This is a genomic window from Qipengyuania qiaonensis, from assembly GCF_019711515.1.
Lineage (GTDB): Bacteria > Pseudomonadota > Alphaproteobacteria > Sphingomonadales > Sphingomonadaceae > Qipengyuania > Qipengyuania qiaonensis.
The window spans coordinates 183821-204629 of sequence record NZ_JAIGNO010000006.1; the positions used below are offsets into that span (position 1 = coordinate 183821).

General features: G+C 62.2%; 17 protein-coding genes and 1 tRNA gene. 9 read left to right on the forward strand and 9 right to left on the reverse strand.

Annotated elements, in window-relative coordinates; genetic code table 11:
* Position 1: 1 nt before the first annotated feature.
* Entirely contained in the window at positions 2-3055 is a 3054-nt protein-coding gene (locus K3174_RS11360; RefSeq protein WP_247712095.1) for a TonB-dependent receptor plug domain-containing protein, read from the reverse strand.
* Positions 3056-3196: 141 nt separating this feature from the next.
* Here K3174_RS11360 and infA point away from each other — a divergent pair, with 141 nt between their 5' ends.
* The 5 genes from infA to K3174_RS11385 all read left to right on the forward strand — a co-directional run bounded on the left by infA (position 3197) and on the right by K3174_RS11385 (position 5315).
* Positions 3197-3442 carry a translation initiation factor IF-1 gene (gene infA / locus K3174_RS11365; RefSeq protein WP_047806247.1) on the forward strand — a complete coding sequence of 82 codons (246 nt, stop codon included), beginning with the start codon at positions 3197-3199 and terminating at the stop codon, positions 3440-3442.
* 6 nt (positions 3443-3448) lie between these two features.
* Positions 3449-4024, forward strand: a complete 576-nt coding sequence (locus K3174_RS11370) for a Maf family protein (RefSeq protein WP_221558384.1) — start codon at positions 3449-3451, stop codon at positions 4022-4024.
* On the forward strand, positions 4017-4970 hold the full coding sequence (locus K3174_RS11375) for a ribonuclease E/G (RefSeq protein WP_221558385.1): 954 nt from the start codon (positions 4017-4019) through the stop codon (positions 4968-4970). Before K3174_RS11370 ends, K3174_RS11375 begins: the two co-directional genes overlap by 8 nt.
* Complete coding sequence (locus K3174_RS11380) at positions 4960-5148, forward strand: DNA gyrase inhibitor YacG (protein ID WP_221558386.1); 189 nt, start codon at positions 4960-4962, stop codon at positions 5146-5148. Before K3174_RS11375 ends, K3174_RS11380 begins: the two co-directional genes overlap by 11 nt.
* 92 nt (positions 5149-5240) lie before the next feature.
* A tRNA-Phe gene (locus tag K3174_RS11385) sits at positions 5241-5315 on the forward strand.
* 44 nt (positions 5316-5359) lie between these two features.
* On the opposite strand, the gene K3174_RS11390 is transcribed toward K3174_RS11385, so the two are convergent.
* Genes K3174_RS11390 through K3174_RS11400 form a run of 3 tightly spaced genes read right to left on the reverse strand, consistent with a single transcriptional unit; the run spans position 5360 to position 8375 of the window.
* Positions 5360-6616, reverse strand: a complete 1257-nt coding sequence (locus tag K3174_RS11390) for an adenosylmethionine--8-amino-7-oxononanoate transaminase (RefSeq protein ID WP_221558387.1) — start codon at positions 6614-6616, stop codon at positions 5360-5362.
* Positions 6613-7233, reverse strand: a complete 621-nt coding sequence (bioD, locus tag K3174_RS11395) for a dethiobiotin synthase (RefSeq protein ID WP_221558388.1) — start codon at positions 7231-7233, stop codon at positions 6613-6615. The genes K3174_RS11390 and bioD overlap by 4 nt, the downstream gene beginning before the upstream one ends.
* Entirely contained in the window at positions 7230-8375 is a 1146-nt protein-coding gene (locus K3174_RS11400) for an 8-amino-7-oxononanoate synthase (protein WP_221558389.1), read from the reverse strand. Before K3174_RS11400 ends, bioD begins: the two co-directional genes overlap by 4 nt.
* 150 nt (positions 8376-8525) lie before the next feature.
* Between K3174_RS11400 and purC the strand changes: the two genes are divergently transcribed.
* Both purC and K3174_RS11410 read left to right on the forward strand, forming a co-directional pair.
* Complete coding sequence (gene purC, locus K3174_RS11405; RefSeq protein WP_221558390.1) at positions 8526-9329, forward strand: phosphoribosylaminoimidazolesuccinocarboxamide synthase; 804 nt, start codon at positions 8526-8528, stop codon at positions 9327-9329.
* A 54-nt stretch (positions 9330-9383) separates the two neighbouring features.
* On the forward strand, positions 9384-12302 hold the full coding sequence (locus K3174_RS11410; RefSeq protein ID WP_221558391.1) for a M16 family metallopeptidase: 2919 nt from the start codon (positions 9384-9386) through the stop codon (positions 12300-12302).
* 57 nt (positions 12303-12359) lie between these two features.
* On the opposite strand, the gene K3174_RS11415 is transcribed toward K3174_RS11410, so the two are convergent.
* Complete coding sequence (locus tag K3174_RS11415; protein WP_221558392.1) at positions 12360-14570, reverse strand: TonB-dependent receptor; 2211 nt, start codon at positions 14568-14570, stop codon at positions 12360-12362.
* A 270-nt stretch (positions 14571-14840) separates the two neighbouring features.
* Here K3174_RS11415 and purS point away from each other — a divergent pair, with 270 nt between their 5' ends.
* On the forward strand, positions 14841-15074 hold the full coding sequence (gene purS / locus K3174_RS11420) for a phosphoribosylformylglycinamidine synthase subunit PurS (RefSeq protein ID WP_221558393.1): 234 nt from the start codon (positions 14841-14843) through the stop codon (positions 15072-15074).
* On the forward strand, positions 15074-15751 hold the full coding sequence (gene purQ, locus K3174_RS11425) for a phosphoribosylformylglycinamidine synthase subunit PurQ (RefSeq protein ID WP_221558395.1): 678 nt from the start codon (positions 15074-15076) through the stop codon (positions 15749-15751). The genes purS and purQ overlap by 1 nt, the downstream gene beginning before the upstream one ends.
* On the opposite strand, the gene K3174_RS11430 is transcribed toward purQ, so the two are convergent.
* The 4 genes from K3174_RS11430 to K3174_RS11445 form a co-directional block, all read right to left on the reverse strand.
* Positions 15752-18118, reverse strand: coding sequence for a putative bifunctional diguanylate cyclase/phosphodiesterase (locus tag K3174_RS11430; protein WP_345719637.1), 2367 nt, complete (start codon positions 18116-18118; stop codon positions 15752-15754). It abuts the gene before it with no gap.
* Positions 18119-18208: 90 nt separating this feature from the next.
* Positions 18209-20032 (reverse strand): glutamine--fructose-6-phosphate transaminase (isomerizing), encoded by a 1824-nt coding sequence (glmS, locus tag K3174_RS11435; RefSeq protein WP_221558396.1) that lies wholly within the window; start codon positions 20030-20032, stop codon positions 18209-18211.
* Positions 20033-20047: 15 nt separating this feature from the next.
* A complete protein-coding gene (locus K3174_RS11440) occupies positions 20048-20416 on the reverse strand; it encodes a type II toxin-antitoxin system VapC family toxin (protein WP_221558397.1) in 369 nt (122 codons plus the stop codon).
* Positions 20413-20613, reverse strand: a complete 201-nt coding sequence (locus tag K3174_RS11445; RefSeq protein ID WP_221558399.1) for a ribbon-helix-helix protein, CopG family — start codon at positions 20611-20613, stop codon at positions 20413-20415. The genes K3174_RS11440 and K3174_RS11445 overlap by 4 nt, the downstream gene beginning before the upstream one ends.
* Positions 20614-20809: the final 196 nt, after the last annotated feature.

The following is a 20809-nucleotide window of genomic DNA, read 5'->3' on the forward strand; positions in this document are numbered from 1 at the left end:
ATCAGAAGACTTTCCGGAACTCGACCGACACGACCCGGCCAAGCGGATCGACCAGATCCGGCTGGTATCTGAGGGGCACAACTCCTGTCCCATCGGTCACGCGCTGCTTCGCGTCGAACACGTTGTCGACCTTCAGCGACAGCCGCGCACCCTTGAAGAATCCGGGTGTTTCGCCCGCCAGCCATTTCTGATCTTCGAGATTCATGAACAGGCGCAGGTTGAAAGTCGCCAGATCGTGAAAAGTCAGTGTATCCACCTGCGATCCGCTGGCATAATTGCCCGACAGGCGCAGGCCCATGCCCTTGTAGAACAGGCCACCTTCCATCGTGATATTGTGCCGGCTTACGCCCGTTCCGCCGAGCGCATCGCCATTGAGCAGGTCCAGTTCGGGAATCCCAGGCGCGATCAGTGCCTCATTGTCGAGCTCGATCGTGTGATAGACGGAGAGGTTCCAGCGACCCTGTCCGTCTCCGCCGCCGCCCGACCCGCCGCCGCCTCGGCCTCCGCCACCGCCACGGCCTCCTCCGCCCGAGGATCCGCGCCGGCTTTCGCTATCCGGAGGTGGCGCATCGCCCGGAGGCGGGCCACCCTCGCCACCGCGAGAACTGTTCTGGTCGCCATCGGCCTGCGGGGCCACGCAGACGCGGCTGCGCAGTTCGTTCACCCGTGCCTGATCGACCTGTCCGTCCGGACCGGTCAGGCGTTCGCGGAAACGTTCCGGTAGCGCGGAGAGATCGGGCGCCGTCGAAGCCGACGGATCGGCGGCGTTCCAGCCGGTGCATAGCGTTTGCCGCATGGCTGCGGCACGTTGTGGATCGGGAGCGCCGTCGGCACTGCAGAAGCGCTCGCGCATCTGGGCGACGCGTGTCGGATCGATCTGGCCGTTCTCGTCGCGCAGGCGCTGCTGCATCCGTTCTGGAAGCTGCGAGATATCGGGCTCCACGCCGTCCTTGCAGAACTGCGCCCGGATTTCTTCGAAACGCCCGGAGTCGGCGCCGCCCCGGCCTCCCCTCCGACCACCTTGATCCGACGTCGATGCCGGTTGTGCCGCCGCCATGCGCGCCATCAAACCGCCGCGCCGTCCGCCACCTTCGCTCTCGGGCGCGGGCTTGCCGACCTTGCCGAAGAAGTTGAACCCGTAACGTATGCGCGACGAATTCCGCTCCGCGAATGTCACCGGGCGCTGATCGACCTGGACCAGCTCACCGTTGACGCGCGTAACCCGATCGGGAAACGCAGCTTCGATTGCCGATGTCAGTGCCGGGAAACTTTCGGTCACATCGTCCGAACGGTTGCGGAAGTATTCGATCCGGAAATTGGACCGGTCGAACAGGTCGAAATCGTATGAAGCGGAAAGCTTGATATCCCGCTGGGTCTCGGCGAGCAGGCCGGGATTGCCTCCGGAAACGACATTGGCCAACACGGTTTCCCCGGTGGCGAAATCGAAGACGGGCACATTGACATCGACGATCTGCGGTGCGCCGAGTTGTGACAGGCTGGGCGCGGCCTCTCGAACGGTATAGCTTGCCTGCAACGACAGGCTTTCCGATGGCCGCCAGTTGAGACCGGCATTCCAGTTCGTCAGCGTGCCGAAATCCGAAAGGTGATCGACGCCCCCTCCCAGATCGAGGCTGAGTTCGCCCAATGGGGCCAGGAAATTTTCGCGTGCGCTGGCCAGCGGGATGCCGAGATTGATGCCTGCTTCCGCGCGACGACGGTTCAGAGAGGTCTCCAGCCCGTCGATACGCGTGTCGGTGCTCTCTATGCCGTTCAGATCGTAACCGGCCTTGGCCGTAACATTGACCTCGCCACTCGGCAGCAGGATTGGTTGGCCGGTAAAAGTAGCCAAGGTGTCGATCGTATAGGTCTTGCTGCGCGCCTCGTCGAAACCGGCATCGGGAACGATCCCCAGATCGCCGGCAATATCGAGCTCGCCTGCCGCCGCCGCTTCGATCAGCGCCGTCGTATCGCGCCGGCGATCGATCCGCGTTGTGTTCCAGCCGCGAGACGCATCGAGGGTCACGGCGAGATTCCAGTCGCCCACGGGCGCGTTGAGCGAACTGCCGAGCGATGCAGTGGTGGCGAAGGTTCGGCGGGTAATGGGATCGGCATCGAGAGCGCGCAATTCGCTGTTGCCGTCGGGATCGGTCAGCAGGACCGTATCGAGCCCCGAAAGCGAGCGGCTGACGCTGCGGTCGAGGTTGCCGTTGATCGAGAAGGTCGGTGCGCGTGCGCCCTCGCCGAAGCTGGTGTTCCAGGTGGTTTCCAGTTCGAAGCCTTCGCTGTCGGAAGCAAGGCTGCGATAGGCGGCCGGATCGGGATCGCCCGCTACGGTGGGGACGCTGCCTTCGGTCTGGATGACGCCGCGTTCCGCCTCGGTCAGCAGCGACGAGGTGTTGAATTCGGCGCCCAGCAACAGGCGATCTTCACCGTTGATGGTAAGCTGCGAATATTCGAGTTCGCCGCTCGACCGGCCACCCGCGGTGGGCTGGCCGTATTCCGCTTCGACCTCGCGACTGGCGAAATTGTCCTTCAGGATGAAGTTCACCACGCGCTGGTCGGCAGGATAGCCATATTGCAGCGCGACTTCTTCGGGAAATATCTCGACCTTGACGATGGCTTCGGGCGGATAGCGGCGGAATTCGCGGAAGCTGGACACGCGGCGGCCATTGACCAGGAAAACCGGCTGCCCGCTACCCCGCCCGCTGCCCGAGCCGGTCTGCGGCGCAAGCTGTGCGATCAGATCCGCAAGCGAATCCGCGCCATAGGCGGCGATGTCCTCTTCGTTGAGTTCGACCACGGGCGGCACGTCGGTCTGCACCTGTCCTCGCACACGCTCGCCGGTAACGACGATGGCGTTGTCCGACAGCTCGTCGTCGTCCGCAGCGGCCTCCTGGCCGGTTGCCGGGGTCTGCGCGGTATCCTGCGCCCATACGGGCGTGGCCAGCGCGATAGTCAGCGCAAGAGCGGAGATACGTCGTGTAACTTGCATGGAAAGTGTAGCGATCCTGTCTTCGTTCTCGTCCTTCCCCTGCGGCACGGGTGGACGAGGCATCAGATGCGGGCAAGAAGTGTTGGGTATCAAAGTGTCGCGCCAGCCTGTCGCTGGGCTTAATGTCCAAGTCTTTCCTTTTGTCCCTACTGCCGCTATGGGCGCGCAACACTGATCGACCAACGGCACAGACCAAGGAACTACATGGCGAAAGAAGAACTTCTCGAAATGCGCGGTAAGGTAGTTGAACTGCTGCCCAATGCGATGTTCCGCGTCGAGCTCGAGAATGGTCATGAAGTACTCGGCCACACGGCCGGCAAGATGCGCAAGAACCGCATCCGCGTGCTGGTCGGCGATGAAGTGCTGTGCGAACTGACGCCGTACGATCTTACCAAGGCGCGCATCACCTATCGCTTCATGCCCGGTCGCGGCGGCCCCGGCCCGCAATAAGCTCACGTGGGCCAGCCCGCCCTAATTCTAGCATCGGCCAGTCCCCGCAGGCGCGAGCTTCTCGCTCGCCTCGGCGTGACGCCGTCTGCCATCGCTCCCGCCGATATCGACGAAACCCCGGCGAAGGGCGAACTGCCGCGCGATTATGCCAAACGCATGGCTCGCGAAAAGGCCGAGGCCGCAAAATCGGAAGATGGCTTTGTTCTTGCTGGCGACACGGTGGTTGCCGCTGGGCGACGCATCCTGCCCAAGGCCGAGGACGAAGCAACGGCGCGCAAATGCCTCGAACTGCTCTCGGGCCGACGCCATCGCGTCCTGTCCGCCATCGCCTTGTGCGCGCCGGATGGCAGCTTGCGCGAGCGGCTGAGCGAAACAATGGTGATGTTCAAGCGCCTCTCCCCTGGCGAGATCGAAGCATACATCGCCAGCGGTGAATGGGAAGGCAAGGCGGGCGGCTATGCCATCCAGGGTATCGCCGAGGGGTTGATCAGCCGGATTCACGGCAGCCATTCGGGCGTGGTCGGCCTGCCGCTCTACGAAACGCGAGCGCTCCTGAAATCCGCGGGTTTCGACATTGCCTGAATGGGTCGTCGAGGAGGGTATCGGCGAGCGTCGCGCCCTGCTGATCGATCGTGAAAAGGTGCTTGCCGCAAAGCTATTCTGGCCGGGGGAATTGCAGGCTGGCGAGGAATTTGGGGGCAAGCTCCTGCGCAAGGCCGGATCGCGCGGAATGGCGCTCCACCCTTCCGGTCGCGAAGTCCTCGTCGATGGTCTCCCGCGCGAGGCAAGCGAGGGGGCGAGCTATCGTTTCATATTGACGCGCGCGGCCATGACCGAACGCGGCCGATTCAAACTGGGCGCTGCACGCTCGGTCGAAAGCGCAGGCAGGATTGCCGCAAATCCCTTTGCGGATGGCGCCCCTCTACGCCAATTGCCGGCCGGTGCGTGGGACGACATCTGGCAAACAGCGTCTTCCGGAGCGGTCGAATTCGCCGGAGGTTCGCTCCTGTTTGCGACCACCCCGGCCATGACACTGATCGATATCGATGGCGAATTGTCTCCGCGCGAGCTGGCGTTGGCCGCTGTCCCCGAAATCTCTCGCTGGCTGCCGCTATTCGATCTCGGCGGTTCGATCGGGGTGGATTTCCCGACGCTCCAGACCAAGGCGGACCGCAAGGCGGTGGACGAGGCATTGGACGACGCCCTGGCCGATTTCCCCCATGAACGCACCGCCATGAACGGCTTCGGCTTTGTCCAGATCGTCGCCCGGCTCGAGGGTCCATCGCTCCTCCATCGTTTCGCCACCTCGCGTGTAGGCATGGCCGCGCGCATGGCCCTCCACCGTGCCGAAATGGTAGAGGGGCCGGGAGTCACACAGCTGACGGTACATCCCGCCCTCAAGGCCAGGCTCAAGCCCGAATGGCTTGCCGAACTCGAACGCCGCACCGCCCGCCCGGTGCGCATATTGGCCGATCCGGGCCTTGCGATAGAGGCCGCGACGGCCCAAATCGTGGCCCATGACGATTAAATCCCGCCTGTGCCCGATCTGTAAAAAGCCGCGTAGCGAGGACTATACTCCATTCTGTTCGAGCCGCTGCCGTGACCGCGACCTGTCGCAGTGGTTCGGCGACGGCTATGCGGTCCCAGGCCGACCTGCGCTTCCGGAAGAAATCTCGGCGGAAGTCACCCGCGGCAGAGAAGAGTAACAATTCCCCCCTTGCCAAGGCGGACCAGCTTCGCCATAGGCGCGCTCTCATTGCTCGCAGGGCTCATTCAAGCCGCTCCGCCGAAGCAGTGTGCCCGGGTAGCTCAGTGGTAGAGCAGACGATTGAAAATCGTCGTGTCGGTGGTTCGACTCCGCCCCTGGGCACCACTTCGCTACCCTTACCGATCCGGCATGTTCGCGTAGACGCGATGCTAACTCGTTGCGATGTCTTCCGCCGCTGCGCCGATCTCGGCCCATATCCGCGCCAGATCGCTATCCTCGATGCAATAAGGCGGCATGACGTAGACGGTGTTGCCCAGCGGGCGGAGCAGCAGGTCCGCTTCGCGAAACCGGCGCAACAGCCTGGGGCCGAGGTCGGATAGGTAACTTCCTCCTGGATCGCCCAGTTCGAGCGCCGCAATCGTGCCGCAGCGTCGCAGATTGCTGGCCATCGGATGATCCTCGAGTGCTTCGAGATGTCGCTGTTGCCCACTGCTCAGCTCCGCAATCCGCTCGAGCACCGGTTCCTCGCGCCAGATTGCCAGATTGGCGTTGGCGGCAGCGCAGGCCAACGGGTTCGCGGTGTAGCTTGAGGAATGGTAGAAGGTCCGCGTCCGGTCGGTCGAATAATGCGCATCCCAGATGGGTTCGCTTGCCATGGTCACGGCGAGCGGAATCGCACCGCCGGTCAGCCCCTTCGACAGGCACATGATATCGGGCACGATGCCGGCCTGTTCGCAGGCCGTAAGCGTGCCGGTGCGGCCCCAGGCGGTCATCACCTCATCGGCTATGAACAGCGTTCCGTGCCGTGCGCAGATCTCGCGCATCTCGGCCAGCACGGCCGCCGGGTACATCAGCATTCCCCCTGCCCCCAATACGAGCGGCTCGACAATGAAGGCTGCTGCGCCGGCAGCGCACGCGGCCTCCAGCGCATCGAGCGTCGCCTGCGGATCGTCGCCAGGAAAGGGCACGCGCCCGACGTCGAACAGCAGCGGCGCATAGGCTGCGTTGAACACGCCCCTAGCCCCGACGGACATCGCGCCGATCGTATCGCCGTGATAGGAATGCTCCATCACCACAACGCAGCTACGTCCCGCGCCGCGATGCGTCCAGAAGCCGAGCGCCATCTTGAGCGCAACCTCGACCGCAGTCGAACCGCTGTCGGAAAAAAACACGCGGGTGAGTTCGCCCGGCAGGATACGGCGCAGTTCGAGCGCCAGGTCCTCCGCGGGCTGGTGCGTCCAGCCGGCAAAGATCATCTGGTCGAGCTGCTGCGCCTGCTCGGCGATTGCTGCCATGATGCGCGGATGACAATGGCCATGCGTCGTCACCCACCAGCTGGAAATCGCATCCACGACGCGGCGGCCATCGGCTGTGTGGAGAACCGCACCTTCGGCGTGCGTGACCAGCGGAGCGGGGTCGCCCAGCCCGTGCTGGGTGAAGGGATGCCAGATGGGTGAATGGGTCATCGAAAGTCCGCCAGGCTGAAATTGTTCGCGAAGGCTGCTGCGAGTGTGGCGGGTTCGAGTGTGCCGAGCATAGGCAGGCGGCCCAGCCGCCGGACCTTGCCCAATCGGCAGATGGTCGCCTCGCTATCCTCAACCGCATCGCCGACGAACGCCACGCCATGGACCGTCAACGCACGGGCACGCAGCGCTTCGATGGTCAGCAGGGTATGGTTGATCGTGCCCAGCGCCGTGCGCGCGACCACGATCGCGGGGAGACCCCAGCGCGCGAAGAGATCGGCATATAGTAGCTCGTCGCCCAGCGGTACCAGCGCGCCACCCGCTCCCTCGACCACCAGCGGGCGGTGGTCGGGAAGCGTCAGTCGCGCCGGATCTATCGTCACCCCGTCGATCTCTGCCGCACGATGCGGCGAACAGGGTGTCGCCAGCCGATAGGTTTCGGGCAGCACTCGCTCTTCGCCGATCCGCGCCAATCGCGCCACCTGCGCCCGATCGCCGCCTTCATCGAGCCCGGCCTGCACGGGCTTCCAGTAATGCGCGCCCAGCGCACCGGCCAGCGCCGCAGCGAAAACGGTCTTGCCGACATCGGTATCGGTGCCGGTGACGATGAAGGCGGTCATGCGAGAATCTCCGAAAGCGTGTCGGCCAGTGCATCGATCTGCGGTTTGCCGATATTGAGCGTGAGCGAAATACGCAGGCGGCTCGTGCCTGCAGGCACGGTCGGCGGGCGAATGCCGCGAACATCGAGGCCAGCCTCGCGCAGGCGCTGCGCGATCTGCATGGTGCGCGCATCGTCGCCGATAACCAGCGGCATGATCTGCGATCCGCTAATGGTTGCTCCCAGCGGCGCGAGGCGTTCACCGGCATAGGCGACCAGTTCGGCCAGCCTCACGCGACGCTCGGGCTCATCCTCGACCACCCTCAACGCCTCGCGGACGCAGGCGGCGATCAGCGGAGAGGGCGCGGTCGAGAAAATGAAGCTGCGCGCGCGATTGATGAGATGGTCGCGCATGACACGCGGCCCGCACAGCAAGGCACCTTCGCTGCCCAACGCCTTGCCGCAAGTACGCAGCACGATGGCATTGGCGCGTCCGTCGAGCCCATATGCCAACCCACGTCCGCCCTCGCCGAAAACGCCGGTCGCATGCGCATCGTCAGCCAGCAGGATAGCGCCGTGACGGTCCGCGAGATCGGCCAGTTCGCGCAGCGGTGCGCGGTCGCCATCCATGCTGTAGAGCGTTTCCACCGCAATCCAGGCGGTCGCTTGTACATTCCTTTCGCGCCAACGCGCCAATCCATCGGCAAAAGCGTCCAGATCGTTATGTGGCACCGCGACCCTCTCGGCGCGCGACAGGCGCATGCCTTCATGCGCGCTCGCATGGATCAGTGTATCGTAGAAGATCGCATCGCCGCGCTGCGGCAGCGTGGCCAGCATAGCGCTGTTCGCGGTGTAACCGTTGGCGAGGAACAGCGCGCTCTCGCTGCCGAAGAACCGCGCAGCCTCTACCTCGAGCAATTCGTGTTCCTCGTGATTGCCACGCAGCAGCCGCGAGCCGCCGGCACCCGCGGGCACGCCGCGGTCCATTGCCGCGGCGATCGCGCGCTTCAGCCGCGCATCCCCAGCTAGGGCGAGATAGTCATTGGATGAAAAATCCGCGCCCTGGGGCCGAATTAGGCTGCGCCGGCGCGACTGGCGCGCAAGCGAGGTCAGATCGTCCTGCTGCGCGGAGAAAGCGCGCGCAATGCTACCAAGTGATTGCATGGCGCGTCCGCTAACCATCGTGCAGCGCGGCTGCAATTGCTTTCGCCCATCCGCTTCTGTATGTGCTGAGCGTTCGCCCCGGCAGTCGCAATCGCCAGTCGATTCCGTCGCCGGGGCGCATGAATTTTATGCGCGAAGGAATACCTGCCCATGGCTCGTCGTCGCCAGATCTACGAAGGCAAGGCCAAAATCCTGTACGAAGGCCCCGAACCCGGCACCATCATCCAGTATTTCAAGGATGATGCCACCGCCTTCAATGCCGAAAAGAAAGGCACGATCAACGGCAAGGGCGTGATCAATAATCGCATCAGCGAATATGTGTTCACGCGCCTGTCGCATATCGGCATCCCGACGCATTTCATCCGCCGGCTCAATATGCGCGAACAATTGGTGCGGCAGGTCGAAATCATTCCGCTGGAAGTGGTGGTGCGCAATGTCGCCGCCGGTTCGCTCAGCAAGCGCCTGGGCATTGAGGAAGGCGAGCTGCTGCCGCACACGCTGATCGAATATTGCCTCAAGGACGATGCGCTGGGCGATCCCAAAGTGTCCGAAGAGGAAATCGCCTGCTTCAACTGGTGCAGCCATGAAGAGCTGCAGGACATGTCGAGCATGGCGATCCGCATCAACGACTTCATGTGCGGCATGTTCGCCGCGATCGACATCCGGTTGGTCGATTTCAAGCTGGAGTTCGGTCGCATCTGGGACGGCGATTACAGTCGCGTAATCCTGGCCGACGAAATCAGCCCCGACGGGTGTCGCCTGTGGGACATCAACACGGGAGAGAAGCTCGACAAGGATCGCTTCCGTCGCGACATGGGCGGCGAAAGCGAAGCGTATCAGGAGGTCGCCCGCCGCCTGGGTCTGCTGCAGAACGAAGATAGCGGTCCGGGCGAAGTGCTCGATATGAACGCCCATCGCGGGCGGCTGAGGTCTCCGGCAAAATCGAAAAAGTAGGACCGACGGGCAGCGTTTCCGGAAAGCTTGGATTCAGGCCCCGTCCGTCATAGCGTGACCCCGATCCGGCCGATGGCCGCAACCGAACAGGTGTCCGTGTCCGTTTTAGATGCTCGCCGCACACTCGCGGCGCTCCCACTTCTCGCGCTTGCCAACCCACTGGCGGCGCAAGACGTCCCATCCACTCCACCTGCCGAAGCTGCGCAGGCGACTACCGGATGGGGCCACCCGATCTACGATATCGCCCCCGATCCCGCGGTGCGCTTCGGCGTGCTCGACAACGGCCTGCGCTATGCCATCCTCCAGAATGGTACGCCCGAAGATACGGCAATCATCCGCTTCGGGTTCGACGTCGGCTGGATCGATGAAACCGAGGAAGAACTCGGACTTGCGCATATGCTCGAACATATGGCCTTCAACGGGTCGAAGAATGTGCCCGAAGGCGAGATGATCAAGCTCCTCGAACGGCTCGGCCTCGCCTTTGGCGCAGATACCAATGCATCCACCGGGTTCGAGGATACCGTCTACAAGCTGGACCTGCCGCGTACCGACCCCGATCTGGTCGACACCGCCCTGATGCTGATGCGCGAAACCGCCAGCGAGCTGACCATTGGCGACGACGCGGTCGATCGAGAGCGTGGGATCATCCAGTCGGAAACACGCACGCGCAACAATTACGGCATCCGTCGCATAAAGCACTATTTCCAGTTCATCGCGCCGGAAACGCGTTATGCCACGCGCTTCCGGGCCGACGGAACGGACGAGATCATCGACACGGCGCCGGCGCAGACCGTGCGTGATCTCTACCGGCGATATTATCGCCCGGACAACGCTGCGCTGGTGATTGTGGGCGATCTCGATCCCGACGAGATCGAGGCCAAAATCGTGTCGCGGTTTGGCGATTGGCAGGCCCCGGCGATACCTCGAACCGAAATCGACAAGGGCGAAGTCGACCTTGCGCGAGGTCCTGCCGCAGCGAACTTTGTCGATCCCGATGTGCAGCAGGTTGTCGTGATAGATCGCTTCGCACCGTACCAGGATCGTAAGCCGACCGTTGCCGAAGCCGAACAATCGCGACTGGTCAGCCTCGGCACCGCGATCCTCAACCGTCGGTTACAGAAGATTGCCAATGCGGAGGACGCACCCATTATCGGCGGCGATGCTTCGGCCTCCGACTTTTTCGACATTCAGCGGCAGGCACAAGTTCTGGTGCAGGCGCGCGATGGCGAATGGCAGCGCGCACTGGAAGTCGGTGAACAGGAATGGCGGCGCGCCGTCGAGCATGGGTTCACCGAGGCCGAACTGGCGGAGCAGCTTGCCAATTTCGAACAGCGGTACCGTGACTCTGCGAGCCAGCAGGACACGCGGCGCAACAGCCAGTTGGCCGATGCGATCCTGTCGACCGCGAGACGCGAGCGGATCTTCGTGAGCCCTCAGACAACCTACGAACTGTTCCTGGCGCAGAAACCTGCGATCACGGCGGAAGCGGTCTCGCGAGCATTCGCCCAACACTATGCTCTTTCCGAGCCCCTGATCCACGTTTCGACCAAGCAGGCAATTCCGGATGCCGAAAAGACTATCCTCGATGCCTTGCGGGCGTCCGAAGTGCAGCCGGTCGAAGCGCCGCAGGACACCGATGGACTGGAGTTCGCTTATACGGATTTCGGAACGCCTTCGGCGACCGCGGATGACTCCATGATCGAGGAACTGGGCGTGCGCACGATCCGCTTCGAAAACAATGTCCGGCTGAATCTCAAGCCGACGCAGTTCGAAAAGGGTCGTCTGCGCTTTGCAATCCGCCTGGGGTCGGGCCAGTTGGCAATGCCCGAGACCAAGATGGGGGACGCAGTATTCCTGTCGGCGGTGAGCGCTCTCGGCGGACTGGGCCAGCACGGATACAACGAATTGCGACAGATCCTGGCCGGGCGCCGCCTTACCTATGGTTTCGACGCCGGCGAGGACAAGTTCACCGTCACCGGAACGGGCACCATGGCCGACCTGCCGTTGCAGATGCAGCTAAGTGCCGCCTATTTCAGCGATCCCGGCCTGCGCCCCGAGATGCTGACGCGCTGGCAGGCTATCGTCCCGCCATATGTCGCTCAGCTCGATGCGACCCCGCAGGCTGTCGCACAATCGCAGGTCGCGCAGATCGTATCCGACGGCAATCCACGCTTCGGCATTCCGGCGGAGGGGGAACTGGTCGGCGTGACGCTGGGAGGCGCGCGTGAGCTGGTAAGCCAGCAATTCGCGTCGGCTCCGATCGAAATCTCGGTCGTGGGCGATTTCGACAGCGATGCGGTGATAGAAGCGGTGGCTTCCAGTTTCGGCGCCTTGCCCCAGCGCGCAGCATCGCTGGAAAGCTGGGACAGCGCACGTTTGGCGCACTTCACCAGCAACCGGGGCGAGCGCGTGCTGACGCATGCCGGCGCGCCGGACCAGGCGTTGGCCATGACCTATTGGCCCACCACGGACGATGACGACGCCCAGGAAGAGGCGACGATGCAATTGCTGGCCACCGTGATGCGGCTGGAAATGCTCGATCGGATCCGCGAGGAACTCGGCGCTTCATACTCGCCCACCGCGAGGTCGAGCATGTCGCACGTATATCGCGATTTCGGCACCTTCTCGACTTCGGTCGTGGTCGAACCGAGCCAGGCCGACGAGGTATTCGCAGTGGTCGATGCGATAGCCGAGGATTTCCGCCGCGCACCCATCGACGCCGATCTGCTGGATCGTGCCCGCACGCCATTGCTGGAGAAAATTGCTCTTAGCCGACGCGAGAACGGCTGGTGGCTCGGAATCATCGACGAAGCCCAGCTGCACTCCCAACGCCTTGACCGGGTGCGGAGCTACGAGGATCGGATCCGTGCGGTAACGCCCGAGATGCTGCAGCAATCCGCGCAGCTCTATCTCGATCCGTCGCAGGCCTTGCGCATCCGCATCGTGCACGAAAGCCTGATCCCCGAGGAGTAGAACAGGGCCGGAGGGATCGCTCCCGCCGGCCCCGTATTCTCTATCGGCTAGCCAGCCTTAGTAGCTGACGCGGGCCGAGATACCGAACACGCGCGGATCGTTGACGAAGGCGGTGTTGTTGTTGAAGTCGATCCCGCCCTTCACATTGTCTTCATTGGTAATATTGCGCACGAAAGCGGCCACTTCGAACGATCCATCGGTCTTTGCATAGCCTATGCGCAGCCCGCCTTCGATCTGGTTGTTCGAGTTGAATTCCTCGCTTTCATACAGGAAGAAGTTGGTCTTTCCCTGATACGTCCAGTCGGTGAAGAGGAATATTTCTCCCGCAGCGCCTACCGGCACCCCGTACCGTGCGGTCACGTCGGCAATCCATTCCGGAGCGTTGGGGAACAGGTTGCCATCGACCAGCGCGCGGGTCGTGCCCGCGAGCACGACGGTCGGATCGATAACTGTGCACTGTGCACAGATGCCGACAGCGAGCGTCTCGTCTTGTATCTTGGTGTTGTTCCAGCTGGCACCGGCCGTGACCAGGAAATCCGGTGTGATCTGGAATGCACTGTCGAGTTCGAAGCCGTAGCCGCGGCCCTTTTCTGCATTGACCAGCTGCACGAGATTGCCGGCGCCGCCGACCGCCGAAAACTGCGGATCTTCGATAGTATAGTAGTATACCGCGCCGTTAAGGCGCACACGACGATCGGCCAGTTCCGATTTGAACCCAGCTTCGTAGCTCATGATCTTTTCCGAAGTCGCGACGGATGGCGGCGAGAAGAACGCCACATCGCGACCCTGAATGGTCGGTGCACGGAAACCACTGGCCACACGCGCATAGACGCTGGCATCCGCGCTCACGTCGTAGAACGCCGCGAGATCCCAACTGATCCGCTCGTCAGAAACCGAGGTCGGCTGCGGGGCAGCACCGGAGACGACCACGAAATCCTTCTCATCTTCGGTGTAGCGCAGGCCTGCCGTCAGCTTGAGCGCATCGCCAAGGCGCGAGCTTACCTGACCGAACACGGCCCAGCTTTCGTTGGTGTGATTGACAGTCACCGGCGGCGGGAAATCGAAGCCCACGGTGGTGACGTCGAAATCGCTGTCGAAATAGAAGCCGCCGACTTGCCAGTCGATCATGCCGCCGCTGTTCGAGGCAATACGCACTTCCTGCGTGAACTGTTCGAGGTCGATCGAATCCTGCGTGTCGCTGGGAAACGGAATGAAGCCCGGGCCAGTGACAAGATTGCCACCGTCGATATCGCCGCGGCTGCTGCCTTCGCTGTTTGCCCAGCTGGTGATGCTGGTGAAGGTTGCGAAATCGGCCTCGTAATCGACCTTGGCGGTCGCGATCTCGGCCTTGTAGGACGCTTCGTTGCGGCCACCGGCATCGTAGAACACGGTGTCGCGGTCGTAATTGTCGTTCAGATCGTTGTCGCCCGGGCCGAGAATATTGGCGCGGAACAGCGTCGACTGGCCATCGAGGTCGCGTATGGCATAGCTTCCGAGGATCGACAGGCGATCGCCCGGCGTGATGAGCAGCTGGGCGCGGCCCGCCACTTCGCTATACGCGCCGTAAGCATCTTCTTCGCCCGTGAAACCGTTGTCGACCCAGTTGTCGCGTTGCTGCCACAAGCCGGACAGGCGGAGCGACACGACGCCCGGCATGATCGGCACGGTCACGCCGCCATCCGCAGAGAAGCTGTTGAAGCTGCCATAGCTGATAGCGCCAGCAACCGCGAACTCGTCGCCGGGCTTGACGGTGTCGATCTTGACGATGCCGGCAGGCGTGTTGCGGCCGAACAGCGTTCCCTGGGGGCCGCGCAGAACTTCGATCCGCTCGACGTCGAAAATCGGGAAGGATTTCAGCGTGACATTTTCCATCACCACTTCGTCCATCACCACGGAGACGGGCTGCGAAGCCGCTAGGTCGAAATCGGTATTGCCGAGGCCGCGAATATAGAAGCGTGGCGCGGCGCGGCCGTTCGAGCTTTCCACGAACAGGCCGGGGACACGGGCGGCGAGTGCGGTCACTTCGGCACCGGCGTCGAAGATCGTTCGGACCGTGCTGGCATCGAGAGTCGCGGCCGAAACGGGAACGTCCTGGAGGTTTTCCTCGCGCCGGTTGGCGGTAACTATGATCGTGTTGAGCTGACCTTCGGCAGCTTCTTCGGCGCCGACGGCATCGGCGTCTTGCGCCAATGCGGGTTGGGCAGCGAGGGTCACGAAGGCAAGACTGCTTGCCCCAAGGAAACGGGCAGCGGTGGAGCGGATGGTCATAATGGAGAGATTTCCTGCTTGAGCACGCAAATCGGATGAGCGGGCATTTGGAGGGATGCGGCCGGTAATGCCGTCCGGGGTCAATAGCAGGTTGCTCGATGAAATGGAGTTTCGTTCATCGACTTGCGGCAAAATCATTACAAATGTTGCAGTCATGCTACAGCAGTCGCCGATATGTCACTCGCATGACCATTCCACACGTTCTTTGCGAGATGCTTGAATGCGCGAGGGCACTGCGCCATAGGCGCGCCAACAGGAAAGGCCCGCTCGATGAATATCCGCGTTCATGTCTCGCTCAAGCCTGGCGTCCTCGACCCGCAGGGACGCGCCGTCCATCACGCTCTCGAAGGGCTTGGCTTCGCCGGGGTCGATGAGGTGCGCGTCGGCCGCCTGATCGAACTCGACGTCGCCGACGATACCGACGACACGGCGCTTACGGAGATGTGCGAGAAGTTGCTCGCCAATACAGTGATCGAAAACTACCGCATCGAGAAGGTCGGCTGATGACCTTCCGCGCCGCTGTCATCACCTTCCCCGGTTCCAATTGCGACCGCGATATGGCGGTGGCGATCGAAAAGGTTTCGGGAACGGCTGCGATGCGCGTGTGGCATGGCGATGCCCATCTCCCCGAAGACCTCGATTTCATCGCCTTGCCGGGAGGGTTCTCTTACGGCGACTATCTCCGCTCCGGTGCGATGGCGGCTAACAGCCCGATCATGCGGAGCGTTAAGCGGCGGGCCGAGCGCGGTGTGCCGGTACTGGGTGTATGCAACGGCTTTCAGGTGTTGACGGAAGCCGGTCTGCTACCGGGCGCACTGATGCGCAATGCCAGCCAGAATTTCATCTGCCGCACCGTTGCGCTCACGGTCGAGAACAGCCAGTCCCTGTTCACGGCCGGATACGAAAACGGGCAGACCATCCGTATCCCGGTGGCCCATCACGACGGCAATTACTTCGCCGACGAGGACACGCTCGACCGGCTGGAGGGCGAAGGCCGCGTAGCCTTCCGCTACGCCGAGAACTGCAACGGCTCGCGCCGGGATATTGCCGGAATTCTGAATGCTGCGGGCAATGTTCTGGGCATGATGCCGCACCCGGAACGTGCGATCGACGCGGCCCATGGCGGTACCGACGGCGTTGCCCTGTTCGAGAACGCAGTGAAGGCTCTGGCTACCGTGTGATCAGGCGCTCTTGAGGCGATCTGCCGTATCGTGCCGGCCAAGGATCCGGCGCACATCTTCCAACGGCATCGGCCGGCCGAAATGGTAGCCCTGGATCTTGGTGCAGCCCAGACGACGGATCAGCGCCGCCTCATCCGCGTTCTCTACGCCTTCTGCGGTGGTCGTCATGTTCAGGCTTTCGGCCATGGCGACAACGGCGCGAATGATGGCAAGCGATTCCGGACTCTGCTGTGCCGCACCCTGCACGAAGCTGCGATCGACCTTGATCGTCGAGAATTTCAGTTTTCGCAGATAGCCGAGCGATGAATAGCCGGTGCCAAAGTCGTCCAGCGCGATCGAGCAACCGAGTGCCATGCACTGCTCGAGCGCCTTACGAGCAATGCCCGCGTCTCGCATGAAGATGCTCTCCGTGACTTCAATCTCAAGCCGTTTCGGTTCAAGCCCGCTGTGCGACAACGCACGGACGACGGTGGCGGCGAAATCGGGTTCGAGGAGTTGCTCTGGCGAGACGTTGACATTGACCTTCACATGCTCGGGCCAATGAACGGCGGCCTCCCGGCAGGCTTCCTGCATGACCCATGTGCCGATCGGTACGATCAGACGCGTGTCCTCAGCCAAGGGGATGAACTTGGCCGGACTCACAAAGCCATGTTCGGCGCTGTGCCAGCGGATCAGTGCCTCGAAACTCACGATCTCCTCTGAGTTGGCATCCACCACCGGCTGGTACTGAAGATGCATCTCGTTGCGCTCGAGAGCGTGGCGCAAGGAATGTTCGAGTTGCCGCTTTTCTTCGGCATTGGCGTGCAGCGAAGGCTCATATTCGCGATGTACGCCCCCGCCTTCATCCTTGGCGCGATAAAGTGCCAGATCGGCATTGCGCAGCAGTTCCTCTACAGTCCCTCCATCGCGCGGACCGAACGCCGAGCCGACGCTGGCGCCAACATAGAGAATCTGGTTTTCGATCTCGTAGGGTTCCGACAGGCGCTCGATGATGGCATGCGACAGGCGCTCTATGCGATCCCTGTCGGAAGCATCGCGGATCACTACAGCGAACTCGTCTCCGCCAAGTCGGCCACAGACTTCGCCTTCCCGGACCAATGGCTTGAGGCGGGCGGCGACCTCGCCAAGCATCTTGTCGCCGACAAGATGGCCAAGCGAATCGTTGACCGCCTTGAAGCGATCCAGATCGATCATGAGACACGCGCAACGCGATCGCCAATCGGCAGAGTATTTCAGCGCCTCGCCCAGAGCTTCGTTGAGCATGCGGCGGTTCGGCAGATGGGTGAGGGTGTCGTAGCGCGCGAGGTATTCGATCTTTTCGGAAGACTCGCGCTGCTCGGTAACGTCCGACCCGACACCGCGGAAACCCTGATAATTGCCCATGTCGTCGACGATCGGCGTCCCCGACAATTCCCACCAACGATTCTGGCCTGCGATCGACACCTTCACGGTAAGGTTGGAGAAATTCTCCTTGCGTTTCAACTTGTCGGCAAGGTCGTGCAGACTCTGGGGGAATTGCCCGGTCTTCCAGCCATTGCCGGAGATGAGCTGCAGGAACGACTGGCCGTCGATCTGACCCGGCTCCTTGCCCAATGCGAAAGCAAGCCGCGGCGAAACGGATTTCAGGCGACGGCGCGTATCGATCTGCCACAACCAATCGGCCTGACCCTCTTCGAATTCACGCAGGAGCATCGAGACGACTTCGCTTTTTTCCTGCATCTCCGCTTCGGCCAGCCGCGCGGCCACAGCTACACGGGCGCTTTCGACAACGCCGAAAATGGCCAGCAACGCCGAGATGACGACAATTCCGGCGAGCGTGAACTGAGAAGTGGCAAGGCTGGCGATCAGGGCCCCGGCACCGGCTGCTGCTGTAAAAGCAATGGAACTCAAGGGTACGCTGAAACGGCTTGCCGTGCTCGCCAATATCAACATCGCGACCACTGCCCAGACGATATCAGTGGACGCAGGTTCCGCGACGAGAGCGCAGGCGATCATGCCCAACGACCAGATCGTGCCCTTCCCGGCTGAGGTAAGAGCGTGAACTTTCATCTCTTCAACCGAAATATGGCGATACTCGGCATCCGCCAGCCGCAGGTCTGCTCGGGCGGAGTGGGCGGCAACCGCAACCAAAACGACACCCCAGGCCACGAGCAACGTGGAAGGAACCGTCCCGAACAGTGCATTTGCGACCAGTAGAAAACCGACGACGTGAAGGCCGAAACGGACTCTCACCCGCTCCTTCAGCAGCGCGTACTGCCGGCCGTGGACGAGTCCCCAATCGCTGGCCCCGGGCGACTCGAGACCGATCACCTGCCGGATGGACAGGGCTGTCGCGCTGGTTTCCTGGTTGATGGATTGTTCGCTCACCCGTGCACGGTTAATCGGAAATCCTTATTTCCCGGTAAAAACCGAAAGCAATCAATTAACTGTGCCGAATACCAAAGCGATCGAGCTAAATTATTCTACCGTAACCGATTTCGCGAGGTTACGTGGCTGATCGACATCGGTGCCTTTAACGCAGGCGACATGATAAGCCAGCAACTGCACCGGTATCGCATAGACCAGAGGTGCGATGAGCGGATGGACGCGTGGCATCTCGATGGTCGCAAGGCAGCCTTCGCCAGCCTCTTCCAGCCCTTTCGCATCCGAGATCAGCACGATCTTGCCGCCACGCGCCCGGACTTCTTCCATGTTGGAAACGGTCTTTTCGAACAGCGGGCCCGAAGGAGCCAGAACGATCACCGGCACGGCCTCGTCGATCAGTGCGATCGGGCCGTGCTTCATTTCGCCCGAAGCATACCCTTCGGCATGTATATAGCTGATTTCCTTGAGTTTTAGCGCACCTTCCATTGCCAGAGGATAGTCCGGCCCGCGGCCGAGGTAGAGTACGTCGCGCGCCGGCGCGATAAGGTGGGCCATTGCGGCAATGTCATCGTCATGATCGAGCGCGGCATTTAACGCTGCGGGCGCTTCGAGCAGGTGCGCGACGACTTCCTGTTCGTCGGCACGAGACATAAGCCCCTTTCTGACCGCCATGTGCGCGGCCAGCGCGGCGAGCACGGCGAGTTGGCACGTAAAGGCCTTGGTCGAGGCAACACCGATCTCGGGGCCGGCATGCGTCGGTAGCAGCAGATCCGCCTCACGCGCCATCGAGCTGGTCGGAACGTTCACGACCACGCCGATGGTCTGCCCCTCCGCCTTGCAATGGCGCAGCGCGGCCAGCGTATCGGCAGTCTCGCCGCTCTGCGAAATGAACAGCGCCAGGCCGCCTTCTTCGAGTACCGGCTCTCGATAACGGAACTCCGAAGCGAAATCGATGTCGACCGGAACGCGCGCAAACTGTTCGAACCAGTATTTGGCCACCATCCCGGCATAGTAGGAGGTACCGCAGGCAACTATCGTCACGCGCTTTACCGCCGAGATATCGAAATCGAATTGTGGCAGCGCGACCGAATTATCCGATTGGCGCAGGTAGGAACCGAGCGTCTGGGCAACCACCGTTGGCTGCTCGAAGATCTCTTTCTGCATGAAGTGGCGGTAGTTGCCTTTCTCCACCGCCGCTGCCGAAGCCCCTGAAAGCTGGATCGGGCGCTCGACAAGGTCTCCCAGTTCATCATAAATCTCCGCGCCATCGCGGGTCACGACCACCCAGTCGCCTTCCTCCAGATAGGCGATCCGCTGGGTTAGCTGTGCAAGGGCCAGCGCATCGGAGCCGAGATAGGTTTCGCCATCACCGAAGCCGACGACCAGCGGCGAACCACGGCGAGCGCCTATCAGTAAGTCCGGATAATCGCGAAACGCGATCGCGAGGGCAAAGGCGCCGCGCAGGCGTGGCAACACCTCGCGCACCGCGTCCTGCGGGCTGGCCCCGCCCTCGACTTGCAGCGAAACCAGGTGTGCTACGACTTCGCTGTCGGTGTCACTTTCGAGTGTTCTTCCAGCGGCGGTGAGTTCGGCCTTCAACTCCCGGAAGTTCTCGATAATGCCGTTGTGGACCAGCGCGACATGATCGGTGGCGTGCGGGTGCGCATTCTTGGCCGTCGGTGCGCCATGCGTAGCCCAGCGGGTATGCGCAATGCCCACATCCCCATCGGCCGGGTCCTTGGCCAGCACATTGGCGAGATTCGCCAGCTTGCCCTCGGCACGGCGGCGCACCAGGGTGCCATCATGGACAGTGCAAATTCCCGCACTGTCATAGCCACGATACTCCATCCGCCGGAGCCCATCGACCAGCCGCTCAGCGACCGCTTCCTTGCCGACGATACCGATAATTCCGCACATGAGCCGTTTGTCCTGTCAGAGTGTATAGGGAATGCGGATTCCCGGCATCTCTGCCGGGAAGTCCTTGCTATTGCGTGTAACGAGAATGCGCCCGGTGCTCTGCGCCGACGCTAGGGTGATGGCATCGACTGCCGAGAGTTGCGATCGCTGCGCGCGCAACACCGCGGCCTGGCGCGCAACATCCTCGGAGAGTTCTATGACGCGGAAATGATCGAGGAAGTCTTCGGCCCGGTCGCTGTTATGCGCCTGGCCCGCGACCATAACCTCCATCCAGCTCATCCGGCTTATGAAACGCTGGGAATACCGCATAAGTTCGACCTGCGCGGGACGCACGTCGCACAATGCATCGACCAGTATGTCGGTGTCGAAGACGGCATCTGTCACGGCCTGGCGACCTCATCGGGATCGTCCTGCGCGGTCCAGATGCCGAAGAACTTTTCTATGCCATCGCGGGTAGTCTCGCCGCGATAGGCGCTGACCGCCTCCCGCAAGATCGCCGCGCGCGACTTCCCCTGCTCTTCCGCCACACGATCGAGCCACTTGATATCGTCATCGGGTAGATCGGCCAGAATTCGCTTCATTGATATATTGATATCATACCATGATATCATGTCAATTGCAGAGATCACCTTTGACGAAGCTCAATCAGCTTTGGACGCTTGTTCCTGTCACACAGAACAGCCGGCGAAAGTCAATCCTGCTGGTCTGAGCCCCTAGATTTCCTCCAGCGATAAGTAGAGTCCGGCGTTCGACAAGGAGACGGACGAATGAAGCGTA